The sequence below is a fragment of the Rhizobium sp. YTU87027 genome (assembly GCF_050644135.1).
In the GTDB taxonomy this organism is placed as follows: domain Bacteria; phylum Pseudomonadota; class Alphaproteobacteria; order Rhizobiales; family Rhizobiaceae; genus Rhizobium.
Genome location: NZ_CP098441.1, coordinates 1,794,492 through 1,820,065, shown reverse-complemented (window position 1 = coordinate 1,820,065; position 25,574 = coordinate 1,794,492). Strand labels below are relative to the sequence as shown.

Genomic DNA, 25,574 nt, shown 5'->3' with positions numbered 1-25,574 from the left:
ATTGTCGTTTTGTAAGTAAATTCCAATATTTATCCCGAAATTTGAGGGTTAAAAGGCGTGTTTGTGGCAAATGATATTCGTAAAGCGGTTTGGGCGTTATCGCAGATCAGACAGTCAATTATGAGGTTTGCCGGCGGTTTGCTGTCGGCGGTGCCGTGCGGTGGCCGGACCTAATTTCCATTTTCAGCCGAGCGTCGAGCGCGTGGGGAGGTGAACCGACCCAATGCACGGTAAGGCGGCATAAGCAAGCGGTGATTTCATGACGGACACTATTACTCCTACAAAGTACGTCAGCTTGACGGGGGATCAGAAAGTTGATGGCGTTATCAGCGGCTATGCCTGGGACGGCACGATAACCTATGCGTTTCCCACCAGCTCGACGTCGTACTCCTATGGTGGCGAAAAAGATTACGACTTCTCTTCGATTTCCTCGCAACAGCGCTCTGCTGCCTTGTTCCTTATGGAACAATCTTACGGAAACACGGCAAATGACGGCTTCTCCGTCGAGGGATTTACGAACGCCAATTTCGTGGCCGGCAGCGCGGACACCGCAACGGTGCGGTTTGCCGAGTCGTCGCTTCCTGATACGGCATGGGCCTATGAACCAGGAACTGGAAGCTGGAGCGGCGATATCTGGTTCGGGACGGCATATGCTTGGACGGCTAATGATTATCGCTATCCGGAGTTCGGCAACTATGCAGGCCATACGTTGGCGCATGAACTGGGTCACGCCCTCGGTCTGAAGCATGGTCATGAAGCGGACACAAACAATTCGGCGATCGTGCCCGACGCCTACGATTCCCTCGAATATACGATCATGACCTACCGCACATATGTCGGTGACAGTGCGACTGGCTACAAATACGAGCAGAATGGCGCGCCACAGTCCTTCATGATGCTCGACATCGCCGCCCTACAGGAAATGTATGGTGCAGATTACACGACCAACAGTGGTAATACCGTCTACAAGTGGAAGCCGAACGAAGGCGTCACCTATGTCAATGGGGTGGCGGCCATCACGCCCGCCGCCAACAGGATCTTCGCAACAATCTGGGACGGCGGCGGTGTCGACACCTACGATCTCAGCGCCTATACCACCGCCCTTCAAATCGACCTGCGACCTGGGAGCTACTCGGTCTTCTCCGGACTCCAGCTGGCCGATCTGGGGGGCGGCCCGAATAATGGCTATGCTCGCGGTAACATTTTCAATGCGCTTCTTTATCACGACAACCTGGCATCGTTGATCGAGAATGTTCAGGCAGGCTCCGGCAACGATACGATTATCGGCAACGAGGCGGACAATATCCTCTGGGGCAATGCCGGAAATGACTCGCTTACCGGCGCTGCCGGCAATGACACATTGAACGGCGGCGCCGGATTGGACCGGATGTCGGGCGGGTTGGGTGACGACATCTACATCGTCGATGTGGCGACCGATGTCGTGATCGAGAACGCGGACGAAGGGACGGACACGGTCAAGACCGCGTTTTGGGGTTATACACTCGCCAACAACGTCGAGAACCTGACCTTCACAGGCACAGGGGCGTTCAGCGGCACCGGCAATGCGGCGGCCAACGTGATCACCGGCGGGGCAGGCTCCGATTGGCTGGATGGAAAGGCTGGCTCCGATACACTGATCGGCGGCGCAGGGGATGATACCTATATTGTCGATGCCCTGGGCGACGCCCTGGTTGAGGCGTCCGGCGGTGGCACAGACGTCGTCCGGACCGCTCTTGCAAGCTATTCGCTGGCGGCGATCGCCAATGTCGAGAATCTGGCCTTCACTGGTATTGGGAGTTTCACCGGCGCAGGCAACAGCCTCGACAATACAATCACTGGCGGAGCTGGCAACGACACGCTCTCTGGTGATGCCGGCAACGACAGGCTGAATGGTGGCGCCGGAGTAGACATGCTTTCCGGAGGCACCGGCAATGACGTCTATGTTGTGGACAATGCGGGGGACACGGTAACCGAAGGTACCGACGAGGGGATCGACACGGTTCAGACGAACCTCGCAAGCTATACGCTCGGCGCCGACGTCGAGAACCTCACCTACACCGGCACGGCGGCCTTTACCGGCAACGGCAATGCGCTGAACAACATCATGACCGGTGGCATGGGGATCGACACGCTGAGGGGCGGCGCGGGTGATGACACCTATGTCATCAGCACCGGTGACATCGTTATCGAGGATGCCGACGGGGGTATCGATACGGTACAGACAGGCCTGGCCGCCTACACGCTGAGCGCCAATGTCGAGAATCTCACTTACGCCGGGACTATGGCCTTTGCCGGCACCGGCAATGCACTCGACAACGTCATCAAGGGCGGTATTGCTGCCGATAGGCTCACGGGGGCTGCGGGTAACGACACTCTGGATGGGGGTGCAGGAGCGGATACCCTAATCGGCGGTACCGGAGACGACGTCTATATCATTGACATTGCCACTGACGTGGTGACGGAAGCGGTCAACGAAGGTACCGACACGGTGAGGACGAGGCTCGCAGGCCTGGTGCTTGCTGCAAATGTCGAGAACCTGACCTTCACCGGCACTGGCAACTTTGCCGGCACCGGCAATGCGCTCGCCAACACGATCACCGGTGGTGTCGGCAACGACACGCTGAACGGCGGCGCTGGCGCCGACACCTTGATCGGCGGGATGGGCAACGACACCTACATTGTCGACAACGTTTCCGACGTTATCGTTGAGAATGTTGGCGAAGGTACCGACACGGTGCAGGCGTGGGCAAGCTATACGCTTGCCGCCAATGTCGAGAACCTGATCTACATCGGCGCGGCGGCTTTTGCCGGCACCGGCAACGACCTGAACAACACGATCACCGGCGGCGCTGCAATCGACACCTTGTCGGGCGGCGATGGCAACGACACGCTGAACGGCGGCGCTGGCGCCGACACCTTGATCGGCGGCACGGGCAACGACACCTACATCGTCGACAGTGCGGCCGATATCATCACCGAAAATGCCGACGAGGGCATTGATACGGTGCAGACAGCGCTGGCGAGCTATACGCTGGCCGGGCTCGTTGACATCGAGAACCTGACCTACACCGGCACAGCAGCGTTTGCCGGCACCGGCAACGACCTCAACAACACGATCAGAGGCGCGGCAGGCGCCGATACGCTGGATGGAAAGGCGGGCGCCGACACGCTGATTGGCGGTGCCGGCAACGACACTTACCTTGTTGATGATCTCGCCGACGTCGTGACCGAAGCCGTCAATCAAGGCACCGATCTGATCAAGACGGCGCTGTCTGCCTATGCGCTGACGAGTATCGCCAACGTCGAGAACCTGACCTTCACCGGCAGCGGCGATTTTGCCGGGACGGGCAATGGCCTGGTCAACATCATCACCGGCGGCGCCGGCAACGACACGCTGGATGGTGGCGCTGGCGTCGACACACTGGTCGGCGGTGCCGGCAATGACGTCTACATCATCGACAACGCTTCCGACGTCATCGCCGAGGCGGCAGGTGCGGGCACCGACGAGATCCGCACCTCGCTTGCGACCTATTCGATCGCGGCACTGGTGAATGTCGAGAACCTGACCTACACCGGCACCGGCAACTTCACCGGCACCGGCAATGCGCTCGCCAACACGATCACCGGTGGTGTTGGCAACGACACGCTGAACGGCGGCGCTGGCGCCGATACGCTGATCGGCGGGATGGGCAACGACACCTACATCGTCGACAGTGCGGCCGATATCATCACCGAAAATGCCGACGAGGGCACCGATACGGTGCAGACAGCGCTGGCAAGCTACTCGCTGGCCGGGCTCGTTGACGTCGAGAACCTGACCTACACCGGCACGGCGGCTTTTGCCGGCACCGGCAACGACCTCAACAACACGATCAGAGGCGCGGCAGGCGCCGATACTTTGAATGGTGGCGCGGGCGATGACACGCTGATTGGCGGTGCCGGCAACGACACTTACCTCGTTGATGATCTCGCCGACGTCGTGACCGAAGCCGTCAATCAAGGCACCGATCTGATCAAGACGGCGCTGTCTGCCTATGCGCTGACGAGTATCGCCAACGTCGAGAACCTGACCTTCACCGGCAGCGGCGATTTTGCCGGGACGGGCAATGGCCTGGTCAACATCATCACCGGTGGCGCCGGCAACGACACGCTGGATGGTGGCGCTGGCGTCGACACACTGGTCGGCGGTGCCGGCAATGACGTCTACATCATCGACAACGCTTCCGACGTCATCGCCGAGGCGGCAGGTGCGGGCACCGACGAGATCCGCACCTCGCTTACGACCTATTCGATCGCGGCACTGGTGAATGTCGAGAAGCTGACCTACACCGGCACCGGCAACTTCACCGGCACCGGCAATGCGCTCGCCAACACGATCACCGGTGGTGTTGGCAACGACACGCTGAACGGCGGCGCTGGCGCCGACACCTTGATCGGCGGGATGGGCAACGACACCTACATTGTCGACAACGTTTCCGACGTTATCGTTGAGAATGTTGGCGAAGGTACCGACACGGTGCAGGCGTGGGCAAGCTATACGCTTGCCGCCAATGTCGAGAACCTGATCTACATCGGCGCGGCGGCTTTTGCCGGCACCGGCAACGACCTGAACAACACGATCACCGGCGGCGCTGCAATCGACACCTTGTCGGGCGGCGATGGCAACGACACGCTGAACGGCGGCGCTGGCGCCGACACCTTGATCGGCGGCACGGGCAACGACACCTACATCGTCGACAGTGCGGCCGATATCATCACCGAAAATGCCGACGAGGGCATTGATACGGTGCAGACAGCGCTGGCGAGCTATACGCTGGCCGGGCTCGTTGACATCGAGAACCTGACCTACACCGGCACAGCAGCGTTTGCCGGCACCGGCAACGACCTCAACAACACGATCAGAGGCGCGGCAGGCGCCGATACGCTGGATGGAAAGGCGGGCGCCGACACGCTGATTGGCGGTGCCGGCAACGACACTTACCTTGTTGATGATCTCGCCGACGTCGTGACCGAAGCCGTCAATCAAGGCACCGATCTGATCAAGACGGCGCTGTCTGCCTATGCGCTGACGAGTATCGCCAACGTCGAGAACCTGACCTTCACCGGCAGCGGCGATTTTGCCGGGACGGGCAATGGCCTGGTCAACATCATCACCGGCGGCGCCGGCAACGACACGCTGGATGGTGGCGCTGGCGTCGACACACTGGTCGGCGGTGCCGGCAATGACGTCTACATCATCGACAACGCTTCCGACGTCATCGCCGAGGCGGCAGGTGCGGGCACCGACGAGATCCGCACCTCGCTTGCGACCTATTCGATCGCGGCACTGGTGAATGTCGAGAACCTGACCTACACCGGCACCGGCAACTTCACCGGCACCGGCAATGCGCTCGCCAACACGATCACCGGTGGTGTTGGCAACGACACGCTGAACGGCGGCGCTGGCGCCGATACGCTGATCGGCGGGATGGGCAACGACACCTACATCGTCGACAGTGCGGCCGATATCATCACCGAAAATGCCGACGAGGGCACCGATACGGTGCAGACAGCGCTGGCAAGCTACTCGCTGGCCGGGCTCGTTGACGTCGAGAACCTGACCTACACCGGCACGGCGGCTTTTGCCGGCACCGGCAACGACCTCAACAACACGATCAGAGGCGCGGCAGGCGCCGATACTTTGAATGGTGGCGCGGGCGATGACACGCTGATTGGCGGTGCGGGGTCGGACAGGATGTCGGGTGGCGCGGGCGACGACACCTATGTCGTCGATGTCGCGGCCGACATCACAATCGAGAACGCGGACGAGGGGACGGATACGGTCCGGACGGTGCTTGCGAGCTATACACTCGCCGCGAACGTTGAGAACCTGACCTATACGGGCATGATGGCCTTCATCGGTACCGGCAATGCCGCAGCCAATGTTATCACTGGTAGCATAGGAGCCGATACGCTTGATGGTAAGGCGGGCGCCGATACGCTGATCGGGGGGGCCGGGAACGATACCTATATTGTCGATGCCCTGGGCGACGCCCTGATTGAGGCGTCCGGCGGTGGCACCGATGGCATCAAGACCGATCTTGCAAGTTATTCGCTGGCGGCGATCGACAACGTCGAGAACCTGACCTTCACCGGCAGTGGCGGCTTCACCGGCGCGGGCAACAGCCTCGACAATACAATCACTGGCGGAGCTGGCAACGACACGCTCTCTGGTGATGCCGGCAACGACAGGCTGAATGGTGGCGCCGGAGTAGACATGCTTTCCGGAGGCACCGGCAATGACGTCTATGTTGTGGACAATGCGGGGGACACGGTAACCGAAGGTACCGACGAGGGGATCGACACGGTTCAGACGAACCTCGCAAGCTATACGCTCGGCGCCGACGTCGAGAACCTCACCTACACCGGCACGGCGGCCTTTACCGGCAACGGCAATGCGCTGAACAACATCATGACCGGTGGCATGGGGATCGACACGCTGAGGGGCGGCGCGGGTGATGACACCTATGTCATCAGCACCGGTGACATCGTTATCGAGGATGCCGACGGGGGTATCGATACGGTACAGACAGGCCTGGCCGCCTACACGCTGAGCGCCAATGTCGAGAATCTCACTTACGCCGGGACTATGGCCTTTGCCGGCACCGGCAATGCACTCGACAACGTCATCAAGGGCGGTATTGCTGCCGATAGGCTCACGGGGGCTGCGGGTAACGACACTCTGGATGGGGGTGCAGGAGCGGATACCCTAATCGGCGGTACCGGAGACGACGTCTATATCATTGACATTGCCACTGACGTGGTGACGGAAGCGGTCAACGAAGGTACCGACACGGTGAGGACGAGGCTCGCAGGCCTGGTGCTTGCTGCAAATGTCGAGAACCTGACCTTCACCGGCACTGGCAACTTTGCCGGCACCGGCAATGCGCTCGCCAACACGATCACCGGTGGTGTCGGCAACGACACGCTGAACGGCGGCGCTGGCGCCGACACCTTGATCGGCGGGATGGGCAACGACACCTACATTGTCGACAACGTTTCCGACGTTATCGTTGAGAATGTTGGCGAAGGTACCGACACGGTGCAGGCGTGGGCAAGCTATACGCTTGCCGCCAATGTCGAGAACCTGACCTACACCGGCACAGCAGCGTTTGCCGGCACCGGCAACGACCTCAACAACACGATCAGAGGCGCGGCAGGCGCCGATACGCTGGATGGAAAGGCGGGCGCCGACACGCTGATTGGCGGTGCCGGCAACGACACTTACCTTGTTGATGATCTCGCCGACGTCGTGACCGAAGCGGTCAATCAAGGCACCGATCTGATCAAGACGGCGCTGTCTGCCTATGCGCTGACGAGTATCGCCAACGTCGAGAACCTGACCTTCACCGGCAGCGGCGATTTTGCCGGGACGGGCAATGGCCTGGTCAACATCATCACCGGCGGCGCCGGCAACGACACGCTGGATGGTGGCGCTGGCGCCGATACGCTGATCGGCGGTGCCGGCAATGACGTCTACATCATCGACAACGCTTCCGACGTTATCGTTGAGAATGTTGGCGAAGGTACCGACACGGTGCAGGCGTGGGCAAGCTATACGCTTGCCGCCAATGTCGAGAACCTCGTCTATACCGGCACGGCTGGATTCAACGGCACGGGCAACGACCTCGCCAACACGATCACCGGTGGTGTTGGCAACGACACGCTGAACGGCGGCGCTGGCGCCGACACCTTGATCGGCGGCACGGGCAACGACACCTACATCGTCGACAGTGCGGCCGATATCATCACCGAAAATGCCGACGAGGGCATTGATACGGTGCAGACAGCGCTGGCGAGCTATACGCTGGCCGGGCTCGTTGACGTCGAGAACCTGACCTACACCGGCACAGCAGCGTTTGCCGGCACCGGCAACGACCTCAACAACACGATCAGAGGCGCGGCAGGCGCCGATACGCTGGATGGAAAGGCGGGCGCCGACACGCTGATTGGCGGTGCCGGCAACGACACTTACCTTGTTGATGATCTCGCCGACGTCGTGACCGAAGCCGTCAATCAAGGCACCGATCTGATCAAGACGGCGCTGTCTGCCTATGCGCTGACGAGTATCGCCAACGTCGAGAACCTGACCTTCACCGGCAGCGGCGATTTTGCCGGGACGGGCAATGGCCTGGTCAACATCATCACCGGCGGCGCCGGCAACGACACGCTGGATGGTGGCGCTGGCGTCGACACACTGGTCGGCGGTGCCGGCAATGACGTCTACATCATCGACAACGCTTCCGACGTCATCGCCGAGGCGGCAGGTGCGGGCACCGACGAGATCCGCACCTCGCTTGCGACCTATTCGATCGCGGCACTGGTGAATGTCGAGAACCTGACCTACACCGGCACCGGCAACTTCACCGGCACCGGCAATGCGCTCGCCAACACGATCACCGGTGGTGTTGGCAACGACACGCTGAACGGCGGCGCTGGCGCCGATACGCTGATCGGCGGGATGGGCAACGACACCTACATCGTCGACAGTGCGGACGACGTCGTCACCGAAAATGCCGGCGAGGGCATTGATACGGTCAGGACCGCGCTCGCCAGCTATTCGCTGGCCGGGCTCGTTGACGTCGAGAACCTGACCTACACCGGCACGGGAGCGTTTACGGGAACCGGCAATAGCCTTGCCAACACGATAACCGGGGGGGGCGGCGCAGATACGCTTTCGGGTGGTGCCGGCAACGACACGCTGAGCGGCGGCGCTGGTGCCGACACGTTGATCGGTGGTGCCGGCAACGACACCTACTTCATCGACAACGCCGGTGATGTGATCGCCGAAAGCGCCGACGAGGGCATTGATACGGTCAGGACCACGCTGGCGTATTATACGACCGCCAGCAATGTCGAGAACCTCACCTATACGGGCACCGGCAACTTTACTGGCCTCGGCAACGAACTCTCCAATACGATCACCGGCGGCGCCGGCAACGACACGCTGAACGGTGGCACAGGGGCCGACACCCTGATCGGCGGGGCTGGCAACGACTATTACGTTGTCGACAACGTCGGCGTGGCCGTCATCGAAAAGGCCAACGGGGGCGTCGACCTAGTGCAGACGTCTCTCGCCAACTACACGCTGGGAGAAAACATCGAAGACCTGCGGTCGGCGGGCGACCCCACCGTAGCCTTTGTCGGCACGGGCAATGCGCTCGATAATTGGATCGAGGGCAATTTTGGCGGTTCGAACACGCTGACGGGTGGCGCGGGCGATGACAGGCTCTGGGGTGGAGCGGGGGCAGATTTCTTCGTCTATTCGCCCAACTGGGGTCACGACATCATCGAGAATTTCGTGGCGACCGGCGCCTGGCATGACACGATTAGGATCGATCACACGATCTTTGCCGACTGGGCATCGCTGCTTGCTGCATCGCACCCGACGGACAGCAGCACGATCATTACCGCGGATGCGAACAACACCATCATGCTGTGGAATGTCTCCCTGTCGAGCCTGCAGTCGGCGGATTTCCAGTTTGTATGAGATTCGCTCAAACCTCCCGACCGGATTTCCTGTCGGGATGACTGGGCTGGAGTTCGGGGATCGCGGGATGCAGAGGGAAATGCTGACGACCGCCCTGCGCGTCGCACCGCCGCGACCAAGAGGCGAGAAATAAACGATGAGCATGCCAAGCCTGCAAAAAACACTCCTCATCATCAAGGGGGCGGTCACGCAGCGCGGCGGGCTCCAGAGAAACGCGGCCCCCAGCCGTAGGCAATGACACAGCCGTTCTGTCGATTGATGCAGATTGAAGGCCGCGAGTTTGTAGTTACCCCGTCCCCATCTGCCGGTATCAACTGAAGAACTTGCGCGATCAGACTGCCCCACTAGGTCGGGGGCCTTGCCGCACAAGCTATCTGCAGATGGCGCATGCGGTAGGGGCTCTAAGATTGCCGCAAGCTCGCTTTTAGCGAACTGTCAGCATGAGGATCGGCAAAGTGGAAGAGCGCGGTCGCGCGGACCGCGTCTGGATCGCAGGGTTCGTTTGTGTGAATGCTCCTGTAGCCCCAGAACAGATAAAGGCTGCCTGGAACCATCTGAACTCTGACGAGCGGGGCATTTCGTGACCGCGCAAGGGTGCGAAGGAAAAACTGCGTTATGCGATTGTCGAGCAAGAGTTTGTCGAAGAGGTTTGTCGCATAAAAAGCTCTCACCTTCCGGGTATTGGGAAACAGGAGAAAGTCGCCGCGTTTGCCTGTCCCTGGTATCGTCACGGGAATAAGCGCCGTAATCAGGTAGGAATCATAGTGAAATATAAGCGAATTGCGGGCCGCGCCCTTGCCTGTAAGGCACCGCAAGATCTGGTAAAACGTCACCTTCGGGGGTGTCGTGCCCATGGCAAGCCTGTATAGCCGCGAAAAAATACTGGTAAACTCTGGCGACCTTGCCAGTTCGTCCATTCCGGTTCCAGAGACGGCTTCGCTTCCACGGAAGACAACATATTCGTTTTGAGAATGGGCAACCGCGCGGGAGACAAAAAACTGCATCCGCCTCAGGTCCGTTGTATTTATGTAATCGGGAATACAACAGAAACCGTTGGTGTTGATGTCATTGAACATCTGCTGGATTGCGCCGTCCGACAAAACGGGTAAGCGCGCATCGATTGTGGCGTCATCAATCATGTTCGCTCCTGGGATGAACAGAACTGCGCTCAACCGTCAGGCTATGGCGAGTTTGCTAGCAAGGCAAGACAGTAATGAAAATGATCGTGTAACAACGCTCGAAAATATTGTACCGGGCGCCAAATATACTTCGGCGGCTTATAGTTTCGCCCGGAGCGGGATTTAGACCTGTCCGACAACATCTCCGTGGCAGGCCCTGATCGGCAACGCTTGCAAGACGGCTGCTCCGCGAAAGGCAAGTTTCGTCGCTGCATTGGATTGTACACAACTGCTCTTTGACTGCGTCTACCGACGACGGATTGCATTTCAGGGTCGGCAATATCCGGTAAGAGAGGATGAGCGTTGAGCCAATAGGAATATTCACTCTGGCGCTGGGCCTTCTTGGCCTCGCACTCGGATCTGCGTCAACCGCGATGATCTTCGTCGTCTTGACCATATTCGGCTCGGCTGCGGCGGTGATCGCCGGTTCGGCAAGTATTCCACCCGCTCACCTGTTCTTGCTCTTTCTGGTCGTGGCAACCCTGACCACTCGAGGGCGTTCCAAGATTGCCTTGAGAATGCTCGGTTTCGGCAAAGCCGGCTTTTGGCTGGCGTGCCTTGTCGTTTACGGAGCAGCGACGGCCTATTTCCTGCCAAGACTGCTTGCGGGACAAAGCTTGATCATTCCACTCGGCATATCTGAATACCCGTCGACCAGCGGCGCGGTTCCCCTCGGGCCTGTCTCCAGCAATTTCACGCAGACGATTTATCTGATCGCGGACCTTATCTGTTTCTTGATGATCGCCGCGGTCGGTTCGACACGAACGGGCTTCAATGCCCTCGTCAACGGGCTTATCGCCTATGCAGCGCTTAACGTGCTGTTTGCCTTGCTCGACCTGGCAACGAACGCGACGGGGACCGAGGCGCTGCTCGAATTCATGCGCAATGCCCAGTACACATTCCATGAAAATGAAAGCGTCAACGGTATGAAGCGTATCGTTGGTTCATTCCCGGAGGCGTCTGCTTTCGCGGGGACGACCCTTGGCGCACTCGGCTTTACGGGGACATTGTGGCTCTGTGCGAGAAAGGGCAGTTGGGCAGGCCCGCTTGCCTTGGCGTCGCTGGTTCTGATCGTTCTGTCGACGTCTACCACCGGGCTTGTCGCAACACCGTTCTGCCTGGCGATCCTTTATTGGACAGCAATCTTCCGGTCTGGTGTCGCCCACGCAAGCCGCCACGCCACCGCCTTCGTGTTGCTTGCCCCAGCGATCGTGGTGGCCATTACACTCTTTGTGATCATTCATAACGACCTTTACCAGGACATTCGCGATTACGTCGATGTCCTGGTCCTGAACAAGGCGACGTCGACTTCGGCGACGGAACGAGGATCCTGGAACACTTACGGATTGCAGAACTTTTGGGATTCGTCAGGACTTGGCGTCGGACTGGGCACTGCCCGGACCTCGAGCTTCCCAATTGCCGTATTGTCCAATGTGGGCGTCCCGGGTGCGGTCTTTTTCCTGCTGTTCATGTTGTCGGCCCTCATGCGGCTGCCTGGCTCGGCGCGAACCTTTGCGTCCGACGTGAGGCTCGCCTCGCGCAATGGATGCCTATGCCTTTTTGTGGGAGCATGCGTGGCAGGCCCCACGGTTGATCTTGGTTTGCAGTTTTTCATTCTCGCCGGCCTGGCAAGTTGCAATCCCGGCCACGCCCGCTTGCCCATCCCACTCCAGTCTCTACGAGGAGGATCCGGTAAGTCGGCTCGTCGTCAAAAGGCCTTCGGGCCGCGGCTACCGACCCCAAGCCGACAGTCTGAAGACGCAAACGATCAGCCTTGGCGGCCTTAAACATGCGAACGCGGCGCGACCATGGCTGGCGCCTGACAGGCCGCGGATGAGGATTTGCAGACAGGTCGCGCTAAAAAAGCTTCGGCGCATCTGAGCGTCGTCTCGTTCTTCTTTGGGCGGCGAACAACTGTCTGGGGTGGCAGAGCCGAAAAACACACGGTCAGCCGCACCTCAAGACTTACCATCGGTTGCAGCAGGGACATCAGCCAAGCGGCTGCTTAATCGGCAGAATACCTGGATCGAACTTCGCGAGACCTACGCTCACTGCCAGCGCGCCGCACATAGAGGAAATGAAGGACACCATGCGTAAAGAGGTAGCCAGTCTCGAGTGCGCCGGCAAAGAGCAATCCCCATCCAATCGCGTATAGGAAAGTACTCCCGCTGGAATAGCTCGCGAGTGCATAGGCAATCATCACAACAACCACGATTAGCGTAACAATGAGGATTGGCACGCGCAGTGCGCATGCAGCGCCGATCGCAAATAAGATGAGAAGCGCCCACGCCATATGGTTGCTCCGACCCCATTCCTGCCAACGTTATCATCTGACATCAGCGCGGCGGATGCAAGTCTGAATTGAGGTCGCCTTATTTCGCTGGCACGTACGACGCGACGATGACCCAGGTCCTGAGAACCTTTCAATTGCTGCTAACGCTGACCGCAGGGCGAGGGCGCTCACGTCGTTCGACGCGCAGGACGTCGCCGGGGGATACCGGGTCGTTGTCGTTGGCAATCAGACTTTCAGCGCTGCCGTCGACGACGCGGTTGATCGTCGTTACAAAGCCGTAGCTGTCCTTGTCTTCTTCCAAAGCAGCGATCGCGGCAGGGGCTCGCACCTCGAGGTTTCTCAAGAGATCACGCTCGGTCGCGATTTTCTCGGCGTTGGAGGCAAAGCGGTCACGCAGCTGGGCGGCTTCGGTCAGCGCATCGATCCGATAGCGGTTGCGGACATCCCCGATATCCTGGTCGACCTTGGTCATGTCCTGCTGCGTCTTCAAAATGGCGAGCGAGACATCGAGGTTGCGGCTTTCGAGGTCGGCGAGGTTTTGACTGGACCCCAGTTGGCGAGCTGATACGCTAAGCCCTTGCGATACCAGCTTGTTGACGGATCCAACATCCTTGTTGGCGAGTTCAATCTGTTTTGCGAGCGAGGCGGCCTTCGCTTTCAGCGCATCGATCTGGCTGACCGCAAGCAATTTTGCCCGATTGAGCGCATCGATCTCCGCGTCCATGGAATGGGCGCGCATCTCAAAGAGCGCCTGCTCGTCTTTCATCATCCTGGCAATTCGCGGCTGACCCTGTTGAGATACGAGTTCCGAAGGAAAGGTGACGTTTGCGGCATTGGTGAGGATTGCATCGATGCGTGCCTGACGTGCAACGAGTTCAAGGCGCTCTGCCTCCAATGCCCTGAGGTCGCCGCGCCCAGACAAGGCCTCGCGTTGCAATTCAATGAGGTTCGCGTCAACCCGTCCGATGCCGCCGGCCATGCTGAGCGCCTGCTCGACGGTCAATCCCGGGCTGAAGTTGTACTTGCCGGGAGTGGCAACCATGCCGGTGACAAAGAATGGCCGATAGGAAGCAATTTCCACGGCCGCGTTGGGACGCTTCTGTAATCCGACCTGATTTTGGAGCCTCTCGCCAATCATCGCAGACAGCTGCTCGAGCGTCTTGCCTGCGGCCGGCATGGTGCCGATGATCGGGAGGGAGAGATTTCCGGCCGATGAGATGGAAAAGTCACCCGTCAGCGGTACCCATTCGAACGCCGTTGCCGTGCTTGGCCGCCATTCGAAAACGCGTATCTTCAATACGTCCTGCGGTCCGAGAATGTAGTCGTCAGCCATTGCCGTGTTGGCAGAAAAGATCAGGCATGCCGCAGTCATCCAACGGACAAATGGTCTGAGCACCCTGAAAATTTCGTCAAACCGTCCCGGACATGGGCTTCGCATCGTCTTAACTCCGTAACGCTGCTATTCGGATCCTCGGGCATTTCGGCCGTCAGGCGCGAAGCGCAAGCTCGGTGCCGGTCGCCCGCTCGACAAAGGCGCGGAAGCGACCAATGAAGACTTCGCGGCGAAAGTCTGCAGCGCGTGAGACGGCATCTGCGGGATCGAAATCCAATCGCTCGCTCCGTTCCACCGCATCAATCAGGTCTTCCACCGTCTGATTGGCGAAGAAGATGCCCGTCTTGTTGGCAATGACGGTTTCGGTTGCGCCCCCACGCCCAAACGCGATAACCGGTCGGCCGCTGGCCATTGCTTCGACCGGGACGATCCCGAAATCTTCCTCACCTGGAAACACCAGCGCCTTGCAGCGCGCATAGTGATGCTTGAGAACGTCGAATGGCTGCGAACCCAGGATTGTCACGGTGGGACCTGCGATCCGCCGAAGCCGCTCCAGCATTTCGCCGCCGCCGATGATGACGAGCTTGGCCTTCAGGCGGTTAAAGGCCTCCACTGCCAGATCCGGTCTCTTGTAAGCGACGAGTTCGCCGACCATCAGGTGATAGTCGCCGATCTCGCAGGGTAAAACCGGAGCGAAGGCAGCCGTGTCGACCGGCGGATGGATGACCGAGGCGTCACGCCGATAATAGCGCTTGATACGCTGGGCGACGGTCCACGAGTTGGCGACAAAATCATCGACCCGATTGGCCGTTGCGACATCCCAGGTCCTCAGATAGTGCGCCAGGGGCGGCATCATCAGGCGCGTCATGAGGCCGGAACTGTCATAATATCTGTGGTACATGTTCCAGATGTAGCGCATCGGCGAATGGCAATAGCACACGTGCACGGCAGGGCAGGTCGGGATGATGCCTTTTGCCGGGCCTGCCTCGCTGCTGATCACAAGGTCGTAGGCGCCAAGATCGATCTGCTCGAGTGCCATTGGCATCAGCGGCAGATATTTCTTGTACATCTTTCTGGCATAGGGCAGTGCGGCGATGAAGGTGGTCTCGATCTTATGGGTCTTCAGCTTGTCCGAAATGGCTGAGACGTCGCACACATGTGTGTATATGTCGGCGTTTGGGAAGATGTCGCAAAGCGCTTCGAGGACCTTCTCGCCACCCCGCATCCGCACGAGCCAGTAGTGGATGATTGCAACCCTCACGCTATGCTCCACGATTTGCCACAATCGATTTGCTGCGGGGCGCAATTCGTCTAAGTGTTTATATCGAAAATAAAAATGGATTGATTCGTGGAATAAGACAGTATTTTTATCGAAGTTCCGCCGTTTATCCCCGCTGGTAACGTTATATACTGCAATGCCATAAAATTATTGTCAATTCGTTTAATCCTTGTTAACTTCCCTATGCATGCCAATCTGGCATTTCTGCATGTCCCAGACTTGTTGTTACGTGGGGAGTACGCAGATGCGGCAAATTGATCTCAGCCGAAGTTTCGACAGGTTCTCTAAGACGAATCGCGGGGCGGGCTCGCGCAAGACCGATGCGGTGAAGAACGGGGCTTCGGCCGCATGCAAGTATGCCATCGATGCCAGCTTTGCCGCTATCGGACTGCTTGTGCTATCGCCAATGATCCTGATGGTCATGGCCATCTTGCTCGCATTGCAGGGCCGGCCGATTTTCATCGCGCATCGGCGGATCGGCAAGAACGGTGCACCATTTGGCTGCCTGAAGTTCCGGACCATGGTCAAGGATGCCGATAAAGTGCTTGCGCGCCATCTCGCGAACAATCCGCATCTTGAACAAGAGTGGAACGCCACCCGCAAGCTGAGGCACGATCCCCGCATCACGCCCTTTGGTGCCTTGCTTCGAAAGAGTAGCATCGATGAAATACCCCAATTGCTGAACGTGGTTCTGGGGCGTATGAGCCTCGTCGGTCCCCGCCCGATCGTCGCAAGCGAAGTTGAGCTCTATGGCGTCCACTTTGCCGACTACATCAAGGTTCGCCCCGGTCTTACCGGGCTGTGGCAGGTTAGCGGTCGCAGCGACATCAGCTATCACGAACGGGTGCAACTTGATGTCCGCTACGTACGGGAAAACACGCTCGGCGGAGATCTGGCGATCATGATCAAGACCATCCCGGCAATTTTGCGCTCGCGCGGCTGTTACTGAGACCCACCGCGCGGGCGGCGACCCGTGCCCTGGTGGCCTCAATCCTTTCAACGTGCTTCGATTGCCCGAGCGTGATCGTGCGCTGTCTGCGATGCCTTCGTGCGCAGCGCCTCGCCCGGATGCAGGTACTAGTGTTGGAGGTGCTGGTGCGATACCCTCATCAAGGTCGTGCGTGGTGCGGCGTGTTGCCATGAGCGATGCCGCGACAGTCACCAACGGCCGCTTCCTCGCGCAGACGGTAACTGGCGTACAGCGCTACGCCTGCAACATCCTATATGCTCTCGACCAGTCTGTTGCGTCCGGTGAAACGAGCATCCTGATGCCGAGAACTGCAAAGGATCCGGAATTCTTGCGGTTGGCCGTTGTCAGGGCGGGCCGCGGGACTGGACACGCCTGGGAGCAGCTTGAGCTGCCTTACTATGCCAGGGGCCGACGGCTTTTGAACCTGTGCAACACCGCACCGGCCATCCTGCGCGATCAGATCGTCTGTATCCATGACGCCAACATCTTTGCGGCACCAGACAGCTATAGCGCCACATTTCGGGCTGTCTATCAAAACCTCCAGCCTATCCTGGCCCGTCGCTCAGCTCGAATTGCGACAGTCTCGCATGCGGCGGCGCGTCAGATCGCCCGCCATCTGCCGGTTCCGTTCAAGGATATTGCCGTCTTGCCCAACGGCCACGAGCATGCACTGCGTTGGAACCCGGCGCTGGCGAGCGCAGCACCGGCTCTATTTGCCTCTCGCAATGGAGAACGCCCTTTCGTACTCGCTCTTGGATCCCGGGCGCGCCACAAGAACCTTGCCTTGCTGATCACTATCGCCCCGCGGCTCGATGAGCTAGGCATCGATATCATTGTTGCCGGCGGTGGGGATGGCATCTTCACGTCAGAAGCCCTCGAAGACCGACCGAATGTCTACGTTGTCGGCAGAGTATCGGACGACGATCTTGCCTTTTTCCTCGACAATGCCTTGTGTCTGGCATTTCCCTCGCTGACGGAGGGCTTCGGCCTTCCGATCATTGAGGCGATGGCGCGGGGATGTCCTGTCGTATCATCCAATTGCGCAAGTATGCCGGAGGTCTGCGGTGATGCTGCGGCCCTGGTCACGCCATTCGAGCCCGAGGCCTGGGTTCATCTCATTCAGCAGATTGCACAATCGAAAGACCGTCGCGACGACCTGGCGGGACGCGGCCTTGAACAGGTTAAACGATTTTCGTGGAAGCAGACTGCCAGCGGATATCTGGAGCTCTTGAAACAGCCCGGCGCGGATCTGGCAATTTTCGCGCCGACAAGGGGACAGACGCCAAAGCTTGCCGTTATATTTGCCACACGCGGTCGACCCGAAATCGTCTCGGCCACAGTGCGTCATTTCGTGGCGACGCAAAGCCTGAAACCTGCCTCCGTCATTGTGTCATGCGTTGAGCTTGCCGATGCCGGCGATCTTGCCACACTTTGCGGCGTCACGGTCGTGACCGGCCCGCCAGGCCTTGCAGCCCAGCGCAATACAGGCCTCGCAAGCCTTGGGCCAGGCATTGAGATCGTGGCATTCTTTGATGACGATTTCGTCGCCGACGCAAACTGGTTGGCGCAGGCGGCACAGGTTTTTTGCGACGAGAGCCAAGTGGTCGCCTTGACGGGTGAGGTCGTTGCCGATGGCATCAAGGGACCAGGGATTGCCTTTGACGAGGCCGTGCGTCTCGTCGCGGAGGCCCGAATGCAGACACCACGATGGACGGAGCCCTTCAGTCCTTACGGCTGCAACATGGCCTTCCGTGTTTCGGCCATCAGGGAGATACGGTTCGATGAGCGGCTGGTACTCTACGGCTGGCTTGAAGATCGTGATTTCGCGGCGACCCTTGCGAAGGGAGGCGGCCGCCTGATCAAGTGGTCGCTTGCCTATGGTGCTCATATGGGCGCCAAGGATGCCAGGGTTAGCGGCGAGCGGCTCGGCTACTCGCAGGTTGTCAATCCGCTCTACATGATGAGCAAGGGCACGATGACCCTCGCCAATGTCGCCGACCACATCTTGCGCAACACGGCAAGCAACTTTGCACGAGCGGTCTGGTCGGAGCCCTTCATCGACCGGAAGGGACGCGCCAAAGGCAATCTTCTTGCGATCGCGGACATCTTGAGGGGGCGACTGGAGCCGGAACGGGCGGCAGCCATCTCATCGGGAAAATCGATCAGACTTCGCGAACAAAGGCATGAGGCACAATGATGTTCAATAACCCGAGGCCCCTGGATCCGACAGCCCGGATCTTCCGGCTGAACGAGGTCCAATCCGAAGCCAGCGAGGATGGCCCGATCGCCTTGCTTCGCCGTCTGATTGCCCTCGGCTATCACTACAAGATGCCACTCTTGGTGTGTATGCTTGCCGGCTTCTTGCTGGCCGGCCTTTATGCCCGATCGCTGCCGCCGACATACGATGCCATGGCAACCCTGCTGTTTGAGCCACGCCAATCGGCTGCTTCGGGCCAGGAATGGGGGGCTCAGCAGACCCTGGATAGCGCTCGTGTGGACAGCGAGTTGCAAACCATCAAATCAGAGCGGCTGCTTTCAGCGGTGTTCGACAGCCTCGATTTGAAGGATACGCCGGAACTTGGCCCACGTCCGCCTGGTCCGCTCTACCCCATCCTGTCGTTTGTTCGAATGTTATTGCCGGCCGATGGACTGGAGACCGGCAAGGTGCAGCAAGCGTCGAGACAAGCTGCGGATCTTCCGGACGATGCCGAGCGCGCCGCCTTCTTGAACTTCGTGCGACGCCTTGATGTGCGGCGCGTTGGACAGTCCTTTGTCATCGAAATCGGCTACTCCGCCGCCGACCCGGCTCTGCCCGCGCGTGTCGCCAATGGCATCGTGTCGGGCTACTTGTTTCAGGCCGTGTCCTTCAAGGAGCAAACTGCGCGGGCCGGGACGGACGCATTGCAGGGGCGTCTGGATGCGCTTGCAATGCAGGTCGACGCAGCTCGCGAGGGTATGCATGCAGGGGCCCTGCCGGCCATCCCCATACCAGACGCGGACGCCAGGGTGATTGGTGCAGCGCTTCCGCCGGTAAGCCCTTCCGGCCCGCGTAAATCCCTGATTTTGGCGCTTGGCGGCCTGCTGGGACTGTTCGGCGGCCTGGGTCTCATCGCGGTCAATCTCGCGCTCGACCGGAAAGTGCGGGACGCCAAGGATCTATCGCGTGATGCGGGAATACTTTGCCTCGGTTCGGTTCCCGATGTCCCTGGCGCCAATGCAGTGCCGTGGCGCGTCGACACCCCCCGCCAACAACGCTTTGTTGCAGCGGTTCACGACCTTCGTACGTCAATCGAGATTGCGTGTACAAGCCTTCGCAACGACCGCAGCATGGCTGTGGCGGTCGTCTCCTGGTCCGAAAAGACCGGTGTTACCACACTGTCCACCGCTCTCGCCCAGTTGATGAGCCGCAGTGGTCGGGGCGTCACGCTCTTCCAGGCGGCGGCAACGCGCGAGGTTCCAAGGGCGCTGGACGGTTCGGTCCCACCAACGACGTCGCTGGCCGGTGCGGCTTTCGCGAACGTGCTCTTCAGTCAGCTGTCTTTCGATCATGTGGGTTTGGTTTCCGTTCTGCCGATCCACTCGAGGGACGCCGACACAAACCTCTTTGCCGATTTCCGCGATGCAAGAGTTCAGCAGATCATCGATGCCGCGCAGCAAAGGGGTGATGTGGTCCTCGACCTGCCACCTCTCGACAGTTCAATGGACGCTCTGGCTCTGGCAAGCTTTGCTGACGCCGTAATCGTGTTGGCGTTGGCCGGCGAGACGACGATCGATGAAGTCGTAGACTGCATTCGGCTGCTGCGCCGGGCAGGCGCAAATGTGATCGGGACCGTCGTCAACAGGGCGCGGTCATGACCTGGCCCGGCTTGACCGACGAGGCCGCGGCGGTACCGCGGCTTGCGGTCATAATCACATGCTGGAATTACGCCGACTATGTATCACTCGCAATCAGGAGCGTCCTTGATCAGGAGTGCAATGAGTGTGAATTGATTGTCGTCGACGACGGATCGACCGACTCCTCCTGGAGCGTGATTAAGGAACATGGCGTCCGCGCATACCGGATCAAGAACAGTGGTCAACGGGCTGCCTGTCTTTATGGTCTGAGCAAGACGCGGGCGCCGTTTGTGCTTTTTCTCGACGCCGACGACGAGTTGCGTCCTGGGTCTCTGGCCATCATCCTCTCAAAACTCGACGAGCGTGTCGCAAAGCTCCAATTTCCCCTCGAACGGATCGATCGCGATGGTGCGGTCATTGGACCGCCGGTTCCGAAACTGAGAGCCTTTCGCGATCATAGGGCACTCGCCTTGCGCGTCTTGAAAACCGGTACCTATGCTTCCCCGCCTACCTCGGGAAATGTCTTTCGCCGCGACGCCTGCCGCTTTCTCGAGGAGGCCGACTATGATAGCGCCGTCGATGGCGTCATTCTCTTTGCCGTGCCTTTCCTTGGCGATGTTGTCAGCCTGTCGGGAGCACTCGGTCGCTACAGGATCCACGACCGGAACAAGTCGGGTCTCGGCCGCCCTCTTGACGCCAAAGTGCTGCGCTGCGAGCTGATCCGTTTTTTGGCCCGGATGGATCACTTGCGCAGAATTCTGGAGCCGATGGCACTGGCAAACCGTCTTGCACCGGCCGAAGATACGCATTTCTATCTGGAGCGATCGTTCTACCTGGCTGTCGCAGAGGGCCGGCCGGTTCCGATCAAAAGCCTGGCGCGTCTCCTCCAACGTGTCTGGGAAAACGACCAACCGGTCAAAACCAGGGCAGCGCTCGCGGGCTTCTTGATACTGACGGCGATCCTGCCGAATGGACGCGCCCAACGGGGGCTCTCGTACCGGCTGAATGCCAACCAGCATTCGATAAGCGGCCTGATGCGTTCGCTGCTTTGAAGGTCAGATTGTAGCGCGAGCTCAACTTTTGTCGACGAGATCGAAGTGCCCCCGTCCGGCAATCAACCTGATGCCAAGAAGGAGCAATGTCCCGATATAGGCCGTTGCGCCAATGCTGGTAACGAACGCCAATTCGACAACGGGATGGAAGTCCCGTGCGGCAAGGCCTTCGCGAAGAAACAGCACCGAAATCGCCATTACGGCTGACGCAAATGCGACTTTCCACAGATTGCGCAATTGTTCCTGAATGCCGAGGGCAAGAAGGCTTCGGGTCGCGCCCAGGTAGAACGCGAACATCAAGGACGACAGGACAATCCTGGCGACGCCTACGCCCATGATCGAGCCGAGGTAGAATCCGAGTGGAAGCAGTAGCAGCCTGATGCCAAGGTCGACCGCATTGAGGCGGAAGACGACGTCTGGCCGGTCGAGCGCGAGACTTACGGAATAGAGGGTCTGGAAGTAGGATATCGGCGTCACCGAAAGTGCAAGCAGGCTCAGGAGAGGAGCTGCCTCGCTCCATTTTTGTCCAAGCAGCAACGTGGTCGTGAGATCGGCAGTCAACGACATGCCGATGCAAAGCGGTACGCAGATTAACATGGCGAAACGCGCAGCCTTGAGAAAGGCAAGTCTGGTTCGTACGCGGTCATGACCGATCTGGGCAAATGCTGCCATCACCGGCTGCAAGGCGGGTCCGATGATGCTTTGCGTCGGCATAACGGAGACGTCGCTGGCAACGGCGTATCGTCCGAACGTCGACCGATCTGCGAGCGATCCAATCAGAAACCGATCAAATTGCCAGTTCAGTGCAGCGATCAACTGGGCGGAACTGAACCAGCCGATAAAGCCGACAAAATCCGTCAGCCGGCTCAAGGAGACCGCCGGCCGATAGGGGGCGAGCACGTAGGAGGCGATGCTGGAGGCAGTCGAAGCGATGACGAAATTGGCAACGAGTGCCCAGTAAGCGCCACCTGAAAGGACAATGAGGGTGGCAATGATGCTGGCGCACAGCTTACCGGAAAATTCCAGGATGAACGTCGGCCGGAAGCCGAGCTCACGTGCGAACTGAACCATGGCGGGGCTTGCAAAGCCTCTGGAGATCGGACCAAGCGCGAGAACGGCAACGAGCGGCCGGAGCATCTCGTCGTGATTAAGGAAGGCATACGGCCAGGCGGCTGCGAGAACGATAACTGCAATGAGGGTACTTCTGATAAGTCCGATCGTGAATCCGGTATCGAGATGACTCTTGTCGATCGCTGGCAGGCGCACAAGCGCCTGGGTAACCGGAATTTCCAGCACCGTATCGATGATGACGACGAACGAGGTTGCAAGGGCCGCCAGGCCGAAATCTGCCGGAGAGAGCATTCTCGCAAGAACGAGCAATGTGAAGACGTCGATGATACGACCCACGAAGCGTGAGAAGACAAGCCATCCGGCGCCTTGCATTGCCTTGAATGCCAGCATCGCATACCCCAAATCTCGGCGGTGACGCGGCGAGCGGACGGCTGCGCGTAACAGCCCGGCGAACTCCCCCCTTTTGTGACGTCTGTCTTGCCCTAAGTCCGGCGGGCGTTGAATCTGCCGCTCGAGGACCCACCACTGCTTCTCAGCCGTCCTCAACGATAAAGACGTGCCGATACTCCTCGCGCGATATGTGCCACTTCCAGTGCAGGAAGCAGGGCGAACTTTATGTGAGGAAAGTCGCGTGCAATTGCCCCTTCTCGCCATAGCTGCGACTTCGTTGTTTTCAGGCGTGTGGCAAGGCCTGTTCGGTCTGTTTGTGCCAAGACGTGAATGCTCTCGCTTCGGCCGAAGTCGATCGAGCGCGCTCCAACCCCGAGAGCCACCATGTCAAAGGCGCTGGGATTGGTGATCGCTCGCTTCAGCCGCAACCAAGCGACGTCGGCTTGCTGCATCACCTGCCCGCCGCTCTCGACACACGCGATATAGTCCAGGACACCTGAAAGCAGGTCGTTGCCAGCCGTGGCATCGATGACATCGTGAGCGATCGGTCCGGCATTGCCAGACACTGTGCCATCTTCGCGCTCCCTCAGGTGGCGCACCGAAGGAATCGCGGGTTCGAAGAGGCTCTCTATGATGTGCCAGTAGCGAAGGACAACCGTCTCAATCCTGAGCGGATTGTAAAGGTTGGCTTCAACCACCAATCCGGTCACATCGGGGAAATGGTCCTCGCTTAATCTCTTGTAATTGCAGCGGGCAAACTGAATGGTCTCGAAATGCCGTTCCGGCAGGCCAGCCGCCAGCAACCGCTGGGTGCTGCCATACAGCCCGGTGTCGCAAAGGATAATGCGCCTCGCGGGCCCAAAGACCGTATCGAGATGGCGCTTGAAGAGGTGGTTTTGTCGCACGACGTCGTCAAGCACCTGCAGGCCGCAAGGGCTTGTCAACATGTCGAAGAAGTGCGCCGGTGCAAATGTGGCATCCCATTCAGGCGGCAACTCGTATGTACCGCCACCCATGGCATGCGCCACCTGCGCAAAGCTGCTTTTGGCAAACTCCCGGCCGAGCTCATCGAGAACGGCGCGATTGCGTGTCTCCAGCGCGGTGCGTGCCGCAACCAGTCTCGAAACGAGGATGTTTTCGCGTAGGATCTCGAGAGGCAGCTGCAACCTTGCAAGGAGCGCTTCAAACACCTGGCGAATGCCAATGCCTCCGCGGGCGCAGAAGGCCAGCGCGTAGTCGCCCTGCGCCTGCGCCTGCGTCGCGTAGAGCCAGATAAAGAGGCAAAATTGCGCCGCGATCGGTCCAAAAACCTCGCGACCGAATGAATTCCTATCATTGGCAGCACAAAACGCGGGACGTGAAAGCGCAAGCCGACGGCGAACGGTTCTGAGTGCCGCGCTACGGGCGCCATCGGCGCGCATGACATAGCGCCGGATGCGGCTCGTGGGGATATGAACGGTATGGATTCCCAACTTGCGAGGCACCGCCTGATCGGCGATTTGGTCGTCTCCAATGTGCAGCATTTCCGAGGGGGAAATGTTTTCGGCACGAAGGACGGCAGAAAACAGTTGGCCGGAGCGCTTGCTCGCTCCAACGTCGGCACTCGAATAGATCTCGTCGATGAGGCCAGGGCCATGGAAGTGGTCGATCAATTCGCAAAGCTGGCTGGCTTGAAGGCAGGTGTCGGAGATGGCGATGATCCGGATGCCAGCCTGGCGCTGTTGACGCAGCGCGATTGCCAACCGGCCGTTGGCCGACAGCGACGTCTTCTCGATGTCTGTCTCAAGGCCGATACGTCGGTGCAACAGTTCCGGCGGCAGGCCAAGGATTGCCAGCTGTCGTGCGACAATGTCCAACAGGCGAACTTCTCCGCCACCGCCGCCGACGTTCAACGCTCGATATGCAAACTTCTCGGCGAGCAATCTCACGCGACACAGTTCCTCGGCATTGGCAGGGAAACCTTGTTGCTTCAACAGGCGTGCGAAACGTCGCTCTGCTTCCATAATACGCGAACGCTGTGATTTCAGTCGACGCAGCAGCAACGTGTCGAACACGTCGGTGGAAATCAGGCCAATCCCGTTCAATGGGCTGCAAAGAAGATCGAGGTTTTGCCGTAACACCGCATACCCCTCGCCATCGATCAATCTGGTCCCGCGCGCAAGAGAGGCGCCTGCAGCCTGGTGCGCGTCAGAACAAAATGCTGTGCCCGCGACTGTGGGGCCAAGGTATGTAACGACATCGTTTAGTTTATATCAAGGCAAAAGGATCCTTGGTCTTCAACGGTGCGGCTATCGTGTTGAAACTATGAAAACATTATAATGATGTACTGAGCTATTGCTTTGCGTCGTCGACTGACAAGAAAATAGATACTATTATCACATCGCAGCTAAGTGGGCACGTGGAGCGAAATCGATGGATGACGCGAGCCATCAGGCGATGCAGCTGTCGGCACTTTACGTGCCGATCATTTCGAGCTGGGGGCGACTCAACCTCAAGGCCAAAATAGCCACCTATCCCATCTCCATCCGTCACGTCATTCTTTCTGCGGTTCCGGTAGCTGGTCCGGATCTTTGCATCGGTGATCTTCGCCCGGGTCTTCTTACGGTACATGGGTCCGATCGACAGCAACGCTGCCGCCCGGACCG

Annotated in this window: 11 protein-coding genes; 6 read left to right on the top strand and 5 right to left on the bottom strand. The window is 59.3% G+C overall.

The window, feature by feature from the left end:
* Positions 1-259 precede the first annotated feature (259 nt).
* Complete coding sequence (locus tag NBG89_RS27670; protein ID WP_431323469.1) at positions 260-9,529, top strand: M10 family metallopeptidase C-terminal domain-containing protein; 9,270 nt, start codon at positions 260-262, stop codon at positions 9,527-9,529.
* Positions 9,530-9,930: 401 nt separating this feature from the next.
* Here the strand turns inward: NBG89_RS27670 and NBG89_RS27665 are convergent, their stop codons facing one another.
* Positions 9,931-10,668 carry a hypothetical protein gene (locus NBG89_RS27665; protein ID WP_431323468.1) on the bottom strand — a complete coding sequence of 246 codons (738 nt, stop codon included), beginning with the start codon at positions 10,666-10,668 and terminating at the stop codon, positions 9,931-9,933.
* A gap of 335 nt (positions 10,669-11,003) precedes the next feature.
* On the opposite strand from NBG89_RS27665, the gene NBG89_RS27660 reads away from it, so the two are divergent.
* Positions 11,004-12,494 carry a hypothetical protein gene (locus NBG89_RS27660; protein WP_431323467.1) on the top strand — a complete coding sequence of 497 codons (1,491 nt, stop codon included), beginning with the start codon at positions 11,004-11,006 and terminating at the stop codon, positions 12,492-12,494.
* 636 nt (positions 12,495-13,130) lie between these two features.
* Here NBG89_RS27660 and NBG89_RS27655 read toward each other — a convergent pair.
* Both NBG89_RS27655 and NBG89_RS27650 read right to left on the bottom strand, forming a co-directional pair.
* The gene (locus tag NBG89_RS27655) at positions 13,131-14,372 is read right to left on the bottom strand and encodes a polysaccharide biosynthesis/export family protein (protein WP_431324571.1); all 1,242 of its coding nucleotides are present in this window, start codon (positions 14,370-14,372) and stop codon (positions 13,131-13,133) included.
* Positions 14,373-14,487: 115 nt separating this feature from the next.
* On the bottom strand, positions 14,488-15,558 hold the full coding sequence (locus tag NBG89_RS27650; RefSeq protein WP_431324570.1) for a glycosyltransferase: 1,071 nt from the start codon (positions 15,556-15,558) through the stop codon (positions 14,488-14,490).
* Between the two features lie 298 nt (positions 15,559-15,856).
* Here NBG89_RS27650 and NBG89_RS27645 point away from each other — a divergent pair, with 298 nt between their 5' ends.
* The 4 genes from NBG89_RS27645 to NBG89_RS27630 all read left to right on the top strand — a co-directional run bounded on the left by NBG89_RS27645 (position 15,857) and on the right by NBG89_RS27630 (position 21,468).
* Positions 15,857-16,561, top strand: a complete 705-nt coding sequence (locus NBG89_RS27645; protein ID WP_431323466.1) for a sugar transferase — start codon at positions 15,857-15,859, stop codon at positions 16,559-16,561.
* Between the two features lie 190 nt (positions 16,562-16,751).
* Positions 16,752-18,779 carry a glycosyltransferase gene (locus NBG89_RS27640; RefSeq protein WP_431323465.1) on the top strand — a complete coding sequence of 676 codons (2,028 nt, stop codon included), beginning with the start codon at positions 16,752-16,754 and terminating at the stop codon, positions 18,777-18,779.
* Positions 18,776-20,437 (top strand): Wzz/FepE/Etk N-terminal domain-containing protein, encoded by a 1,662-nt coding sequence (locus NBG89_RS27635; protein ID WP_431323464.1) that lies wholly within the window; start codon positions 18,776-18,778, stop codon positions 20,435-20,437. The genes NBG89_RS27640 and NBG89_RS27635 overlap by 4 nt, the downstream gene beginning before the upstream one ends.
* Positions 20,434-21,468, top strand: coding sequence for a glycosyltransferase family 2 protein (locus tag NBG89_RS27630; protein WP_431323463.1), 1,035 nt, complete (start codon positions 20,434-20,436; stop codon positions 21,466-21,468). The genes NBG89_RS27635 and NBG89_RS27630 overlap by 4 nt, the downstream gene beginning before the upstream one ends.
* Positions 21,469-21,489: 21 nt before the next feature.
* Here the strand turns inward: NBG89_RS27630 and NBG89_RS27625 are convergent, their stop codons facing one another.
* Entirely contained in the window at positions 21,490-22,929 is a 1,440-nt protein-coding gene (locus NBG89_RS27625; RefSeq protein WP_431323462.1) for an oligosaccharide flippase family protein, read from the bottom strand.
* 152 nt (positions 22,930-23,081) lie between these two features.
* Positions 23,082-25,049 (bottom strand): hydrolase, encoded by a 1,968-nt coding sequence (locus NBG89_RS27620; protein ID WP_431323461.1) that lies wholly within the window; start codon positions 25,047-25,049, stop codon positions 23,082-23,084.
* Positions 25,050-25,574 lie beyond the last annotated feature (525 nt).